Source organism: Streptomyces sp. WAC 01529 (genome assembly GCF_003945545.1).
Classification (GTDB): domain Bacteria; phylum Actinomycetota; class Actinomycetes; order Streptomycetales; family Streptomycetaceae; genus Streptomyces; species Streptomyces anatolicus.
Genome location: NZ_CP029617.1, coordinates 8,181,626 through 8,195,695, shown reverse-complemented (window position 1 = coordinate 8,195,695; position 14,070 = coordinate 8,181,626). Strand labels below are relative to the sequence as shown.

Sequence of the window (14,070 nt, the reverse complement as noted above, 5' to 3'; positions counted from 1 at the left end):
TATGGACGCCGATTTCCCGGGAACACTCCTCTGGGCCGACGTGAGGGGTTAAGACGACCCCTCAGACATCACGCGCGCCCCACCGGCCGACGAACTCCTGAAGGGCGCGGCGCTGCTGTTCCTCGCGGACGATCCGCCGGGCGAGGACGCCGCGGTCGATGTACGTGTCGACGGCGGCGAGGACCAGGCGCTGGAGTCCGGTCGGCTCCAGCGCCTCAACCTTCCACTGCACGGGACGGCGGGGGTCGAAGCCGTAGCGGCGGGCGAAGGCCAGCCATCTCGGATCGCCGCGCTTGCCCTCGGTCGCTGGCAGCTCGTAAGCGCCTGTCTTTGAACCCCCGCCTGCGCAGCGTCGCCCGGCACGCCCGCTCGCGCTTCGCGCGAACGACGGGGGTTCGAAGACAGGCTCTGAGGGGCGGCCGGTCACCCTGCTGCGCTTTCTGCCTCGTGGCGCCGGGGGCACAGCGCCAGGATGGTGCGGAGCCCCATCCGCGAAACCCCTGGAGGACCCATGCGTTTCCGTACCGTACTTGCGACCGCCGCGCTGACCGCTGCGACCGTGCTCGGTGGCGCGAGCGCCGCCGCCGACGACGATGATGGTCTCGGCGGCCTGATGGGAATCGGAAACAGCGCTGCGTGCGGTACCGGCATCCCCCTGACCGACCCCATGTGCCAGGCGAACCAGGGTTCCCACACGTTCGGGAACTGAGAACCCGTACGGAACTTGATTTAAGTGCCTGTGCCAGAACCTCTGTGATATGGCCCAAGGCGGTGCCTTCGCCTTCGAAAACACGGCACTTGGCGATTGAGCGTGTTGGGGAGCTTCGGTTGGCGGCGTTCGCCAACCGAAGCTCCCAAAATGTGCTGGGCCGGTCTCCTGCTCTATCCGCGGCAAGGCCTTGAAGTGCGCCAGACCGGGGGCACCGGCTTTTCGTTGAGATCGGGCGGCATGGGCCACGTGCCAAATCGACGCCGCGGTCGCTCAACTCGGGTTGGCTCGCTTTCATCGCGGCTGCCTGTCGGTCGCAGAAGCATTCTGAACGTCCAGGTTCTCGACCACGCTGGCGCTCAACGGCCCGGCGCCCCCGAGAGGGCGCGGTGCGCCAGTGCAGCGCACCGCCCAGCCTGACTGTCAGGGGCCAGGTCAAGCGCCCAGCGCCCAATCCCTCCGGCCCAAAAACCCTTGAGGATCCACTGTCGGGCGACTGCCGTCCCGGTGCACGCCGGTTTGCCGTCCACGAGCATGCGTACCGCCCACGGGCCGTAGGTGCTCTTTGACCCGCCGATCACAGCCGAGGCCGGAGCGGACGACATCACCGAACCCATGACCAACATCAGGGCGGTCAGCAGCAGTACACGAACACGACGCACCGTCCAGAGCAACTCCTCTCCGGGGGTACAGCCGTACAGGTAGTGAGAGACCCCGCTGAGCAGAAGCGTTCCGCACGAGCCCTACGACATCACGCGCGTCCGGCAGTTGTGCGGCCTCGGCATACCGGGAATCAGGCCGCGACGAGTTCCCGCTCGCGGGCCGGCGTTTTGGCCTTGGGCTTCTTGTTCGGCAGCGAGAGCCGGAAGACCTTGTGCCACGCGGAGAGCACCTGCTTGGGCAGCGGGCCGGTGACGTACTCCAGCTCATACTTTTCGAACAGCGCGCGGACCTTCACCGCGACCTCGGCGTACCGGTTGCTCGGCAGGTCCGGGAACAGGTGGTGCTCGATCTGGTGCGACAGGTTGCCGGTCATGAAGTGCATGGCCTTGCTGCCGCTGATGTTCGCGGAGCCCATCATCTGGCGCAGGTACCACTGGCCGCGGGTCTCGCCCTCGATCGACCGGCGCTCGAAGACCTGTACGCCCTCGGGGAAGTGCCCGCACATGATCACCGAGTGGGTCCAGATGTTGCGGACCACGTTCGCGGTGAACGTGGCGCCGAGCGTGGTGAGGAATGACGGGCCCGAAAGCAGCGGGTGGATCACGTAGTCCTTGAGCACCTGCTTGCGGATCTTGCGGCCCACGGCCTTGGCCCGCGCGCGGAACTCCGGGTTCTTGCGGCGGTGCTTGGGCAGGTTGTTGCCGAGCTCCAGGTCGTACGCTGCGATGCCGTACTCGAAGAAACAGGCGTTGATGAAGTTCCACAGCGGCTGGCCGAGGTGGAACGGGTGCCACTTCTGGTCCTCGTCGACGCGCATGATGCCGTAGCCGAGGTCGTTGTCCTTGCCGATCACGTTGGTGTACGTGTGGTGCAGCTCGTTGTGCGAGTGCTTCCACTGGTCGGCCGGGGAGACGTGATCCCATTCCCAGGTGGTGGAGTGGATCTTCGGGTCTCGCATCCAGTCCCACTGGCCGTGCAGGATGTTGTGGCCGATCTCCATGTTGTCCATGATCTTCGCCACGGACAGACCGGCGGTGCCGATCAGCCACGCCGGCGGGAAGAGCGAGAACAGCAGCACGCCCCTGCTGGCCAGCTCCAGCTTGCGCTGTGCCGAGATGACCTTGCGGATGTAGGCGGCGTCCTTCTCGCCGCGACTGGCGATCACCTCGTCGCGGATCGCGTCCAGCTCGCGGCCGAGCTCCTCGATCTGCTCCACGGTCAGGTGGGCGGTGGGGTCGATGGCGGTCAAGGTGCTCCTACCGTTCGATGTCGCAGGGGCCCGCCGCGGCGGACACGCAGGTCTGGATGAGGACGCCCGGCTCGGCCTCGGTGACCTCGCCGGTGCGCAGGTCGCGGACGGCGCCCGCCTTGAGCGGCGTGACGCAGCCGAAGCAGATGCCCATGCGGCACCCGGAGGGCATGAGCACGCCGGCCTCCTCGCCGATGTCCAGCAATGGCGTGGCGCCGTCCGCGTCGACCCTCTTGCCGGTGGCGCTGAACGTGACCTCGCCGCCGTCGCCGGCGACGAGGATGCTGGGGCGGAAACGTTCGGTGTGCAGGCGGTCCGGGACGCCGTGGTCGACCCAGTGCTTTTCGGCGGCGTCGAGCAGGCCCGCGGGCCCACACGCCCAGGTCTCACGCTCGGTCCAGTCGGGCACGAGTTCGTCGAGACGGGCGATGTCGAGCGTGCCGTCTGTGTCGGTGTGCACCTCGGTGAGCCGCAGCTTCTTGCCCGCGACCAGGTCGTGCAGTTCGCTGCGGAAGATCACGTCTTGCGGCCGCGGGGCGCAGTGGACCATGACGACGTCGTCGAACTCGGTGTCGCGCAGCATGCCCATCACGGGCGTGATGCCGCTGCCGGCCGTCAGGTAGAGCACCTTGGCGGGCTTGGCCTGCGGCAGCACGAAGTCACCGGTCGGCTGATCGAGCTGGATCAGCGTGCCCGGTTTCGCCCTGCGCACCAGGTGGTTGCTGACCTTGCCGTCCGGGATCGCCTTCACGGTGATCGTGACGCGGCCGTCCCGGCGGTTTGTCGGCGAGGTGATGGAGTACGCACGCCACAGGCGCACCCCGTCGACGTCGACTCCGATCCGTACGTACTGACCGGCTGTGTGGCCACGCCAGTCCCGCCCCGGCCTGATCACGATCGTCGCGGCGTCACCCGTCTCGGGGTGCACGGCCTCGATGCGTCCACGCAGGTCAGCGCCCGCACGCAGCGGGCTGACCAGGTCGAGGTAGTCCGACGGCAGCAGTGGTGTCGTGACCGTCTCCACCAGTTTCCACGCCCTGCTGCGGAGGGCTGCACTCATCATGCCTCCAGCTTGCTGCGCCTTAGGGCGTAAAGTCCTGACCGCAGGACGTAAATCTGGTCGACTTAATTGTTCGCAGGGAACAAAAACGTGAGCCATGCAATCCGGAGGGCCAGCGAACTGGCCCTGGATGAGACGACGGTCACCGCACTTCGGGCCGCGCTGAAGACCACCGCCGACGAGGTCGTCCAAGCGATCATCGACGAGGTCCCCTCCTACGCCAACGCCCTTTCGGGCCGCATGGGCGCCACCATCCGCCGGTCCGTCCGCACCGCTCTGGGCCACTACCTGGACCTCGCGAGCGGGAACACCACGGGCGGCGACGCCGGCGACGCAGCCTACGAGCTGGGCCGCGGCGAGGTACGCGACGGCCGTTCGATGGACGCCCTGCTCAGCGCCTACCGCGTCGGCGCCCGCGTGGCCTGGCGGTGCCTGGCAGCAGGTGCCGTAGCCGCAGGTCTGCCCGCCGCCGAGGTCGCCAAGTTCGCCGAGCTGACCTTCGCCTACATCGACGAGCTCTCCGCCGCGAGCGCGGCGGGCCATGCCGACGAACTGGCCGCCCGGGGCAGGGCCCACGAGCGCCACCTGGAACAGCTGGCCCGCGAGCTCCTCGCCGGCGCGAGCCCGGATGTGCTGATGGCCTCCGCTCAACGGGCCGGGTGGCAGCCTCCGGTTTCGCTGACCGCGGTCCTGCTGCCCGCCGCCCAGGCCCGGCCCGCCTACCGCGCGCTCGACCCGAGCACCCTCGTCCTCGACGATCTGCCGGACGCCACCGGTGTGCTGCTCGTCGCCGATGCCGACCGGTCACATCTCTTGCGGCAGCTGACCGACCGCACCGCAGTGGTCGGCCCGGCCCGGCCATGGGTTCGTGCGTCCGCCTCGTACGCACGAGCCGTACGCGCGCGCTCCCTCTCCTCTGATATCCGCGACACCGAGGACCACCTGCCCGAGCTGGTGCTGAGCGCCGACGTGGACGCGTACGCAGACCTTCGTGCCCGAGCCCTCGCACCCTTGCGGACCTTGCCTGCCGCCACCGCACGGCGGCTGGAGGAGACCTTGCGGACGTGGCTGCTGCACCAGGGCAGACGGGACGAAGTGGCGGCGGCGTTGTTCGTCCACCCCCAGACAGTCCGGTACCGGATGTCGCAGTTGCGGGAGCTGTTTCCGGATCTCACATCGCCACACCGGGTCCTTGAACTGACGCTGGCGGTCGGTCTTCGGGTCAGCTGACGCGTACGTCGACCGTCCACGACCGTGTCCGCGAGCGCTGGGTGACCGGCGGGGCGGCCGGGCCCGTGCCTCTCCTCCGGCAGGTCAATTGGGCGACCGATCGGGCCGGCCTGGTACACCGCGCGGGGGATGATGGGGAGGGAATGACGGAACGAGAGGTCAGGAGCTTCCATGTCGAAGCGGGTTCACCGCCCCCGTGAGGACGCGGAGTTCGATTTCATCCTCGGGATGAGCGGAGTTCCGGTCCTCGCATACTTCACCGGGACATGGCCCAAGGCAATCGAGCCCTGCCAGGTGATGGACCTCGTCGTGAGTGACATCGCCGACGACTACACGGGCCGCCTGACGGTCGTCCGCGCCGACATCACGCGCTGTCCGGCCGCAACCGAGCGATACGGGATCACCGGAGCCCCGTCCTGCGTCCTGCTGAAGGAGGGAGAGGCTGTGGCGCACGGCACAGGGCCCATGACCATCACCGAGGTACGGCAGGTCCTGGACGGCCATCTCTGAGCGACCGCTGCGGCACGCCGCGATCGGCCGCCGTCCGCGCGTACGGCGGCCGACCAGCGCGCGAGGATCGACGCCCTCGCCCTTTCGTCGGGGTATCGCCGACCATCGGCTCTTCCCAGTCCCGGCGGCTCCGCGCTCTTCGGCGGCGTCACCCCGGTCGTGCAGTACGTCAGGAGGATGGGCAGAAGATGCTCTCCACGGCCTTGCCCAAGTCGAGCCGCACGGCGTTGGGCTTGACGCTCAGGGTGAATGACAACGCGAGCTGGCGACGTCCGTCCGCCGAGTAGAAGGTCATGGCCACGGAGCCTGGGGCCAACCCGCCCGTGATGGAGAAGTCATCGCTGCAACTGCTGTTGCTGCTGTGGCCTTGGAGGTGTGCGGCAGCGGCCGGCCGGTCGGTCAGGATCCGCTGGAGTTCTGGCGGCAGCAGCTTGCCCTGAGAGAACGCCCGGTTGAAGGCGCTCACGTCGTGCGCGGTGGAGACGACCCCGCCGGCCCCTGCCCCCGCGAGGCCGGCGTTGTACCGGTCCACGTCGCGCGGCCTGCCATCGGTGTCGGGGTAGTAGCCGTGGCCGTGCGGCCCCTTGACACCGTCCGGCGGCTTGACCATCAGGTAGCTCCTGGTCATCCCGAGCGGCTCGAAGAGGCGCGTGCGCAGCTCGGTGGCCAGATCATGGCCGGTCACCCTCTCGATGATCATGCCGAGAAGGGTGTAGTTGGTGTTGGAGTAGGTCCACTTCTCGCCCGGCTCCCCGGTCCGGGGCCGATCACGGCTCCACCGCACCAGATCCAGCGGCCGGTAGGGGGTCGTAAAGTCGAACACGTCGAACGAGGGGTCTCCCTCGCTCCCGTCCGGGTTCGGCTTCTCGGCGTACCAGTCGGGAATGCCGGAGGTGTGCCGGATCATCTGCCGTACCGTGATCTCGTCGGCCCTCGTCACCAGGTCCTTCTCCACCACCTCCGGCAGCAGGTCACCGAGCTTGTCATCCACCCCCAACTCGCCCTTTTCGACGAGTTTCAGTACCACGGTGGCCACCATCTGCTTGGTCTGTGACCAGATCCGGAAGCGGGCGTTCGGAGGGATCCTCCCGCCCTCCCCGTCCAGCAGCCGGGAGCCTGCACTGCCCAGGCCGAGGGACTTCCCGTCGATATAGGCCCCGCCCACGACTCCCACAACCCCGGGAATCTGGGCCAGTTCCTCCATCGCCTTCTGCACGTTCCCACCACTTTGCGCCGGGACGGCGGTGGCGGGCCCGGCATGGGCCACCATCAGCATGGCGACACCGGCGGCCAGCACGGCCTTCCTCAGCCCCCGACGAGCGTTCCCAGATAACACGGCACATGCCCCTTCGTAAGCATCTTCCCGAAGCCGGAGCGCAACGCCCTCGGCACGGCCCTCCGTAGTCCGTGCCCCCATGGAAACAGGGGACACCTCTGCGAAGCCATCGCCCCTCTGGAACCTTTCGGTGAAAATTCGCATTGGTGATATAACGGCGGCGTAGTGCGCACGTGCCACCACGGCCGATCGCGTCCGCCCTTTTACGTGTTCGCCCGTTCGCGGCTTTTGTGGGCCGCTGTTCGTTGGAGTTCTGCCGTATGACTGAGATGACCGAAAGCAGCACGTCACGGCGCGCGCCCTGGCTCCGTTCGGTGCTCGCCGTGTCCTTGCCGATGGCGCTGCTGGGCACGGTGATCGCGCAGAGCGGCGATGTCGCGCACGCGGTGCCGCTTTCCCGCTCGGCCACGACGGGCGTTGCCGCGGCCATGGGCCAGGTGGCGGGTAAAGCGGCGTGGCGGCCGTGCGCCGGCAACCGCGAGCTGCGCTGCGCCTCGCTGTCGGTGCCCGTCGACTGGAAAGCCCCCAACGGGCCCCGCGTCAAGCTGCCCGTCGTCAAGCGTATGGCCTCCGACAAGCGGCGTGTGGGAACGCTCGTGGTGAACTACGGCGGTCCCGGCGAGCGCCACGCCCAGGAACTCGCCTCCGGCACGGGCGCGTTCGCCCGCTTCGGCAAGCGCTTCGACCTGGTCGCCTTCGACACCCGTGACACCCTGCTCAAGTGCGGGGAGAACCTCGTCGTCCACGGCGACAAGCTGCCCATCATCCTCGGCAACCGCGCGGCGTATGACCAACGCGTGCGCTACAACCGGGCTCTGGCCAAGAGCTGCCGGGCCGCCAGCGGACCCGTTTTCGGCCACGTGAGCGCCGCGGACATCGCCCGCGACATGGAGGCCCTGCGGGTCTTCCTCAAGGAACCGAAACTCAACTACTACGGCATCTCCTACGGCACGCTCATCGGCCAGATGTACGCCGAGCGCTACCCCGAGCGGCTGCGCACGATGGTGCTGGACAGCGTCGTGGACCACAGCCAGAAGGCCCCGGCCTTCCTCGCGGGCGCCGCCCGGGCCCAGGAAGAGACCGTCCGCGCGGCGGCCCGCTGGTGCGCGCGCGCCACGTCCTGCGCGCTGCACGGCCGCAACGCCGCCGCCCGCCTCAAGCGGCTCTTCACGGCCGCCGAGCGCGGCACGCTCACCGAGGGCGGCCAGCCGGTCGACACCAGCGCCCTGCTGAAGCGGACCTACCTGGGCAATCAGACCGAGCAGGCCTGGCCCTCCTTCTTCCAGGGACTGGCCTCTTACCGCATCCGCAAGACCCCGGTGAAGCCCGCACCCCTCCCCCAGCTGCCGACGAAGCCAGGTGCTCCCGTCCACGAGAGCCGCCCCACCGCCCTGATCTGCGCCGACTGGGACTTCGGACCCAACGGGCATAAAAACGCTGCCGCCTTGTGGAAGGCCAGCCGCACAGCAGCCCCCCACGCCTACGGCAACGCCTGGTACCAGGAGTGGGCGGCCCGCTGCGCGGGCTGGCCCCGCCCTGCCGCCAATCCCCAGCACCCGCTCCGCGCCGCGAAAATCCCGCCCGCCCTGCTGCTCAACGCCCGCCACGACCCCGCCACCAGCCACGCCTGGGCCACCAGGGTCGGCGGGCAACTGCCCGGCTCCCGCCTGCTCACCTACCAGGGCACCGGCCACGCGGTGATCAACTTCGGCGGCCGGTGCGTGACGGACGCGGTCTACCGCTACCTGTTCAACGGCAAGCTCACCGGCGTCCCGGAAACCTGCCCCGGCACACACCGGCCCTAAGGCCGTGTCTCTCAGATAGCTATCGAGGTCTGAGCGGGAGTCACCGCCCTCAACCGCCGACGGGGAGCGGTGTGGCGGCGAAGACGGAGTCCGGGTCGACCGCAGATTTCACGGCGAGCAAGCGTTCGGTGTTCGGCCCGTAGGAGTTCGCGACCTGGTGGGGGGTCTCCGGTCCCAGGAAGTTCACGTAGCCGCCCGGCAAGGAGAAGGGTTCGAGCGCCGTGTGAAGCTCTTCCAGCCAGCGCAGGTGCGGTGACTTGCCGTCGCCACCGCCTGCGTTGCCCTTGCCGTCGCTGCCCTCCCACATGGAGATCAGCTCGACCATCAGGTGCGGTTCGCGTCGCCCGAACGCGGTCGAACCGATGGGCGGACGGGTGGCGGCGCCATGGAATGGATGCCAAACGATCGCGGAGAACGGTGAGGTGAACTCCTGGGCGGCTCGGTCCAGGACGGTCGCGAGGGAGCCGGAGACGCTCTGGACGGTCCGCGTGCGGATCGCGCCCATGCGCCCGGGTGGGAACATGGCGTCTGTCGCGGCCAGCGTCGCGGATCGGGCGACAGGTCCCACTTCGGCGAGCACGGGTGTGCCGAGTCCGGCCAGGGTACGCACCGGGCCGTTCTCGGCGTTCCCCACCTCGAGCTCCCCCGACCAGGTCGGCGCGACGTACACCGTCGGTTCGCCGTCCGGGCCGGGTAGAAACCCCACGTCGACTGTCAGCTCGTCCGGACAGCCCTGAAGTATTTCTCCGAGGCCGGCGAGAACGCCGGCGCTCTGGGCGATCGGGTACAGGATGGTCCCCGACACCACCGTCGGCACGGGGTGCAGCCGTATCCGCGCCGAGGTCACGACACCGAAGTTGCCGCCGCCACCGCGCAGCGCCCAGAAGAGGTCCGGGTGATTCTCGGCGTCGGTGCTTACGCGTGAACCATCGGCCAGCACCATCTCGGCGCTGAGCAGGTTGTCGGCTGCGAGCCCGAACTGCCCGAGCAGGGGGCCGTACCCGCCGCCGAGCGTGAGGCCGACCATTCCGACGGCGCCCGCCGTTCCGGTGACGGCGGTCAGGCCCACGCGCTCGGCGGCGGATACGACGTCGGACGAGAGCGCTCCGCCACCCACCGTCGCGCAACGGTGGTCGACGTCGATCTGGACTTCCCGCATGTCGGTCAGATCGAGGACGAGTCCACCGGGCCTGAATGCCCGGCCCCAGAAGTCATGACCTCCGCCTCGTACGGAGAGCGGCACTCCATGATTGCGAGACGCGCGTACTCCCGCCTGCACGTGGGCGGTGGTCGCGCACCGCACGATCACAGCAGGACGGATATCGACGGCTGCGTTGAACAACGCGGCTGCTCGGGTGTACTCCGGTCCGTTGGTGAGCACGCGGTCCGCGGGGATATGGGACCGCAACTCGGCCAGCAAGGCAGTGCTGACCGCGTCGTCGGCATGGGCATCGGTAGAGGGCTGCATGGTCACTCCTGTGTGTCGCTCATCGGGTGCGGGCGTCGAGTGCGGTGTGTGTATTTGGAGACCGGGTGAACGGGTCGGGAGGACGGGGGGCCGGGATCGGCACAATGCTGGGCCAGCACGGTTGCCATGTCGGGCAGCAGAACGGCCACGGGGTCGTGTGTCAGCTCCGTCATGCGCAGGCGTCCCCCGAGGGTGGCGACACCCAGAACGTGCTCACCGCGAAGTTGGGTGGTCTGCGCCGGCCCCCACAGAGCGGTGAGAGAGGTGCGGCTGTGTGCCGGCGCCTCCACCACCCCGAGGTTGGTGATCTGGATGTCGGCGGCGGTGACGACGGTCATCATCGCCTCGGCCTCTTCGGGGGTGGCCGGCGGCTGCTGCTCCAGTGCCTCCGAGCCGGCCTTGAGTGCCGCCGGCGCGCGCTGGTCTTCCAGAGCCTGGTGATGGTGCCGGGCCAGTTCCCAGAAATTGCCGGCCTGGGATGCCTCGCTCGCCGTGCGGGCTCCCGCGAACCGGTTCGCGACAGCGTCGGGCAGACTTGCGGCACGGCGCAGGTCGATCGGGCTCAGCACCCTCACCCGGGTGCGGCCCGCGCGGTGGAAGACCGTGCAGGCGGCGGCGCACAGCGCTGCGTGCACGGACACGCCCTCAGTGCGGCAACGGCTCACGAGCCGTGCGGTCAGAGCGCGTTGCAAGGCCAAGGTGGAAACGTGCGGTGCCCGCCCCGAGAACTGGGTCAGCTCACCGGGCGCGTCCGTCAGCTCGTCCTGGGGTGGCCCCACGTGTGGCGTCGTGGCGTCGAGCGCTCGCAGGAGAGTCTCCTGGGAGGGCGGAACATCCCCCTCCGAGGTCGGCTCGCCGCCCTCCTCGTCGCCGTCGAGAGCGGCGACAAGGTCCGCCACCACCCGCATGCCGCCGATCCCGTCGGTGATCTGGTGAGCGAAGGTCAGCACGATGACGCTGCCGGTCTCCGCGGGAATGAGTACGGTCCGCAACAGCGGGCCGGGCTCCGGCGCGATGGGGTGCGTCTGCTCGTCGGCGACAACCGACTGCCAGGGAGTTCCCTCGGCGGCGGTTTCGACTCTGACCAGACCTTCTGCCCAGCGGTACCGGGCCTGGGGAGCCCGGCGGTCGACCCAGACGCGAAGTAACGGGTGCCGTGCCTGCACACCCCGCAGTGCTCGCGCCAGAGTCTGCTCGGAGACCTTCCGGTCGATCTCGGCGATCAGGGAGAACTGGACGGGGTTTCGGTGCATGTAGAGGTCGATGGCCCGCTCGAAGGCTCCGAGTTCTCTCGCCGTCTCCGTGTGGGCATGGCTGATCAACATTCAGGCGACCCTTCTCTGCTCATGTGAGGTGACGGCGTCGCTGCCCCGACGCACCCTGGTGCGGAGGGAGTTCGGGCTCCTGCGGGGCGATCGTCTCGACCGGCCGGCTTTCCACCAGGCGCTTCGACGTTTTACGGAAGGCCCAGGCGACGACCAGGGCGGCCACCACGGTCAGGGGGGTGCCCATGGCGATCTTCGCGAAGGCGAGCCAGCCGGTGGCGTCGTGAACGTAGAGCCACTGCTTCACTACGAACCGGCCGCCGAGGACGAGTGCCGCGGCGAGGGTGGCTATGTCGTGTGCCCGCAGCGTCTGACGGTCCTCGCGCCAGGCGTACGCGCCGCCGTGCAGGAGGTTCCACGCGACGCCGGACAGGGGGCGGCGGAAGAGGACCGAACCGAATGTGGCGAGGAAGCCGGCGAAGGCCACCCAGATGCCCAGCAGGAAGAAGTCCTTGGCGGAACCGGTGAGCGCGACGATGCCTGCCGCGACCAGAACGCCGGTCAGGCTGCCGGAGGCGGCGACGAGACGTTCGCCGCGTACCAGCCGGGCTCCGGTGAGCACCGCGCCGGTGGCGACGGCCGCGATCACGGCCGCCTTCGTGGACAGCAGGGCGAGGGCGATCACGAACACCACGACCGGGACGGTCGAGTAGATGAATCCCGCCGTGCCTCCCAGGGACTCGAGCGTGGGCGGGCGCGGGGCAGGAGGCGGCGTGGTCCTGTGGCTCCTGTCGCTTGTTGGGGAGGGGCCGGGTTCGCCTTGGGGGTGGGACATCGATCACTCCTGTTCACGTGCTGCGGCTTCAGTGTTTCCAGGGCGTCGCTCGTCGCGGTGGTACTGCGGTTCAGGCGCTCCAACCGCCTCCCACGGCCCGGCTGGCGAGATAGGAATCGCGCAGGGCCTTGCGCAGTCCGGGGACGAGGGTGTCGAACCGCGCCGCATGCGCCTTGAGGTCGGACTTATGGGCGCGGCGGTCTGCCTTGCTCCACACCGAGGTCAGTTCCAGCTCCGCGGCCAGGACGGCCATGGCCAGTTCGTCCGTCAGATGCTCGGTGGGGGCGCCGTTGAGGACGGTCGAGCGCGCTCGGTCCTGGAGGTCGTGCACCAGGTGCGGGTGTGTCACGGTGACCCGGTCGGTGGAGATGACCCCTAGCTTCTTCTCCCGTGTGAGGGTGATGTCCCCGCAGGCGAGCAGCTGATCGCGAACCGGGGTCTCGGCGCTGTGGGCCTTGTCGTGCAGGAACTTGAGCCAGCCCTTGGGCTTGTCCTCGGGCAGGTCGCACCAGACTGCGGCGGTGAACAGATCCTCGGGCGGGTTGCCGGGGAGTCGCCGAACCTTCCCTCCAGTGGCGTCCAGCAGACCCTCACGGGCCAGCTCGGTCATCGCCCCGGCCCGCAGCAGCTGGCCGCGTCCCTGAATGTTGTCCAGCTGGAACTTCTCCTTCTCCACGGTGTAGCAGAGCAGGTACAGCTTCTGAGCGAGAGTCGTGGGCACAGTGGTTTCCCTGTAGGTCGGCCGTTGCAAGGCGGGGAATGTTCACGGAAAGAGATGGCGCGCGCAGCAGGAGGATTTTTCGCTCACGCTCCATCCCGCAGCTTTTCTCGAATCGCCTTTACGGAGACAGAAGACACAGAAGGCAGGTCTTTACAACTGCCACATGCGCCGGTGAGTGAATTCTCTGACGCTGCTTTTTCTTTCTGGGTTACTACTACCTCTGGTTCGATCCGTGAAACTGGTGACGTTACGGCACACTTTTAAAAACCCAGGAAATGGACATTTCGCGACACTGTTGTATTTTTGCGAAGTGCGAAAGAGGCCCGTCGTTCTGTTCCGCCCCTGCGCCGGCCTGCCGTTGCGTCATGGTTTTCAATGGGCCCTTGGCGCGCCCGCGCCGAGGGCACCGGACGGTGAGGGAGACATCGATCATGGCGTGGAGCACGCGGGAGATGGCGGAGCTGGCCGGCACCAGCCTCAGGGCCGTACGGCACTACCACGACATCGGCCTGCTCGACGAGCCGGAGCGCCGCTCCAACGGATACAAGCAGTACGGCGTCAGCCACCTCGTCCGACTCCTCCGGATCAAGCGCCTCACCGCCCTGGGCTTCTCCCTCTCTCAGATCGCGGACATGCGGGAGGGCCCGGATTCCGCCCCGGACCCGCGTGATCTGCGGGCTCTCGACGACGAGTTGGCCGCCACCATCGAACGACTGCAACACGCCCGCGCGGAGGTCGGCGCCCTCATGCGCAGAACGGCCGCGAGCGATCTCCCTCTCAGCCTCGCCTCCCTGGACGAGACAGCAGAGTTCCCTGACCCCGACCGCTCTTTCGTCACCGTCCTCGGTACGGTTCTCGGCCCCAACGGCATGGACGCCTACGCGGACTTGCTCCATGAGCAGCCGCAGCCGGTGGCACGCGAACTCGACGAACTTCCCGCCGATGCGGACGAGCAGACGCGCCAGAGCCTTGCCGAGCGCCTCGTGCCTTACGTCCGAGGTCTCCAGGTCAAGCATCCCGGGCTGCACGACCTCGCCTCGGACGCCCCGCGTGGCCGGCGGCACGCCGATCGCACCATCGGCAAAGCCATTGCCGATCTCTACAATCCGGCCCAGGTCGACGTGATGCGGCGTCTCCAAAAGCTCCTGTCTGATTCCGGATGTGAGGCTGACAGGCCCGAATCGACAGACAAGGCCCGGGAGGCGTAGCCCCGGAATGT

13 protein-coding genes and 1 pseudogene are annotated in these 14,070 nt (G+C 68.4%); 5 read left to right on the top strand and 9 right to left on the bottom strand.

The window, feature by feature from the left end:
• Positions 1 to 61: 61 nt before the first annotated feature.
• Positions 62 to 232 (bottom strand): hypothetical protein, encoded by a 171-nt coding sequence (locus DMA15_RS36095; protein ID WP_240660125.1) that lies wholly within the window; start codon positions 230 to 232, stop codon positions 62 to 64.
• A gap of 279 nt (positions 233 to 511) precedes the next feature.
• Here DMA15_RS36095 and DMA15_RS36090 point away from each other — a divergent pair, with 279 nt between their 5' ends.
• Complete coding sequence (locus DMA15_RS36090; RefSeq protein ID WP_125517025.1) at positions 512 to 709, top strand: hypothetical protein; 198 nt, start codon at positions 512 to 514, stop codon at positions 707 to 709.
• A 476-nt stretch (positions 710 to 1,185) separates the two neighbouring features.
• Here DMA15_RS36090 and DMA15_RS37810 read toward each other — a convergent pair.
• The 3 genes and pseudogenes from DMA15_RS37810 to DMA15_RS36075 form a co-directional block, all read right to left on the bottom strand.
• Positions 1,186 to 1,335, bottom strand: a pseudogene (locus tag DMA15_RS37810) (trypsin); the annotation flags it as partial.
• Positions 1,336 to 1,502: 167 nt separating this feature from the next.
• Positions 1,503 to 2,621: an acyl-CoA desaturase gene (locus DMA15_RS36080; protein WP_125517023.1), complete on the bottom strand. Its 1,119-nt coding sequence runs from the start codon at positions 2,619 to 2,621 to the stop codon at positions 1,503 to 1,505.
• Positions 2,622 to 2,628: 7 nt separating this feature from the next.
• The gene (locus DMA15_RS36075) at positions 2,629 to 3,684 is read right to left on the bottom strand and encodes a ferredoxin reductase (RefSeq protein WP_125517021.1); all 1,056 of its coding nucleotides are present in this window, start codon (positions 3,682 to 3,684) and stop codon (positions 2,629 to 2,631) included.
• Between the two features lie 87 nt (positions 3,685 to 3,771).
• Between DMA15_RS36075 and DMA15_RS36070 the strand changes: the two genes are divergently transcribed.
• Both DMA15_RS36070 and DMA15_RS36065 read left to right on the top strand, forming a co-directional pair.
• Positions 3,772 to 4,911 (top strand): PucR family transcriptional regulator, encoded by a 1,140-nt coding sequence (locus DMA15_RS36070; protein WP_125517019.1) that lies wholly within the window; start codon positions 3,772 to 3,774, stop codon positions 4,909 to 4,911.
• A gap of 171 nt (positions 4,912 to 5,082) precedes the next feature.
• Positions 5,083 to 5,421 (top strand): thioredoxin family protein, encoded by a 339-nt coding sequence (locus DMA15_RS36065; RefSeq protein WP_125517017.1) that lies wholly within the window; start codon positions 5,083 to 5,085, stop codon positions 5,419 to 5,421.
• Positions 5,422 to 5,590: 169 nt separating this feature from the next.
• On the opposite strand, the gene DMA15_RS36060 is transcribed toward DMA15_RS36065, so the two are convergent.
• Positions 5,591 to 6,718 (bottom strand): serine hydrolase domain-containing protein, encoded by a 1,128-nt coding sequence (locus DMA15_RS36060; RefSeq protein ID WP_164551909.1) that lies wholly within the window; start codon positions 6,716 to 6,718, stop codon positions 5,591 to 5,593.
• 299 nt (positions 6,719 to 7,017) lie between these two features.
• On the opposite strand from DMA15_RS36060, the gene DMA15_RS36055 reads away from it, so the two are divergent.
• A complete protein-coding gene (locus tag DMA15_RS36055; RefSeq protein ID WP_125517013.1) occupies positions 7,018 to 8,562 on the top strand; it encodes an alpha/beta hydrolase in 1,545 nt (514 codons plus the stop codon).
• Between the two features lie 49 nt (positions 8,563 to 8,611).
• On the opposite strand, the gene DMA15_RS36050 is transcribed toward DMA15_RS36055, so the two are convergent.
• The 4 genes from DMA15_RS36050 to DMA15_RS36035 all read right to left on the bottom strand — a co-directional run bounded on the left by DMA15_RS36050 (position 8,612) and on the right by DMA15_RS36035 (position 12,851).
• Positions 8,612 to 10,030 (bottom strand): FAD-binding oxidoreductase, encoded by a 1,419-nt coding sequence (locus DMA15_RS36050; protein WP_125517011.1) that lies wholly within the window; start codon positions 10,028 to 10,030, stop codon positions 8,612 to 8,614.
• A gap of 2 nt (positions 10,031 to 10,032) precedes the next feature.
• Entirely contained in the window at positions 10,033 to 11,355 is a 1,323-nt protein-coding gene (locus tag DMA15_RS36045) for a peptide synthetase (protein ID WP_240660124.1), read from the bottom strand.
• Between the two features lie 19 nt (positions 11,356 to 11,374).
• Positions 11,375 to 12,130, bottom strand: coding sequence for a DUF3159 domain-containing protein (locus tag DMA15_RS36040; RefSeq protein ID WP_125517010.1), 756 nt, complete (start codon positions 12,128 to 12,130; stop codon positions 11,375 to 11,377).
• Between the two features lie 70 nt (positions 12,131 to 12,200).
• A complete protein-coding gene (locus tag DMA15_RS36035; RefSeq protein ID WP_125517008.1) occupies positions 12,201 to 12,851 on the bottom strand; it encodes a GPP34 family phosphoprotein in 651 nt (216 codons plus the stop codon).
• Between the two features lie 431 nt (positions 12,852 to 13,282).
• On the opposite strand from DMA15_RS36035, the gene DMA15_RS36030 reads away from it, so the two are divergent.
• Positions 13,283 to 14,059 carry a MerR family transcriptional regulator gene (locus DMA15_RS36030; RefSeq protein WP_125517006.1) on the top strand — a complete coding sequence of 259 codons (777 nt, stop codon included), beginning with the start codon at positions 13,283 to 13,285 and terminating at the stop codon, positions 14,057 to 14,059.
• Positions 14,060 to 14,070 lie beyond the last annotated feature (11 nt).

Excerpts from the sequence above, each read along its gene's own strand:
- DMA15_RS36090 (WP_125517025.1), top strand. The coding sequence starts at position 512 with ATGCGTTTCCGTACCGTACTTGCGACCGCCGCGCTGACCGCTGCGACC.
- DMA15_RS36075 (WP_125517021.1), bottom strand. The coding sequence starts at position 3,684 with ATGATGAGTGCAGCCCTCCGCAGCAGGGCGTGGAAACTGGTGGAGACG.
- DMA15_RS36065 (WP_125517017.1), top strand. The coding sequence starts at position 5,083 with ATGTCGAAGCGGGTTCACCGCCCCCGTGAGGACGCGGAGTTCGATTTC.
- DMA15_RS36055 (WP_125517013.1), top strand. The coding sequence starts at position 7,018 with ATGACTGAGATGACCGAAAGCAGCACGTCACGGCGCGCGCCCTGGCTC.
- DMA15_RS36050 (WP_125517011.1), bottom strand. The coding sequence starts at position 10,030 with ATGCAGCCCTCTACCGATGCCCATGCCGACGACGCGGTCAGCACTGCC.
- DMA15_RS36045 (WP_240660124.1), bottom strand. The coding sequence starts at position 11,355 with ATGTTGATCAGCCATGCCCACACGGAGACGGCGAGAGAACTCGGAGCC.
- DMA15_RS36040 (WP_125517010.1), bottom strand. The coding sequence starts at position 12,130 with ATGTCCCACCCCCAAGGCGAACCCGGCCCCTCCCCAACAAGCGACAGG.
- DMA15_RS36030 (WP_125517006.1), top strand. The coding sequence starts at position 13,283 with ATGGCGTGGAGCACGCGGGAGATGGCGGAGCTGGCCGGCACCAGCCTC.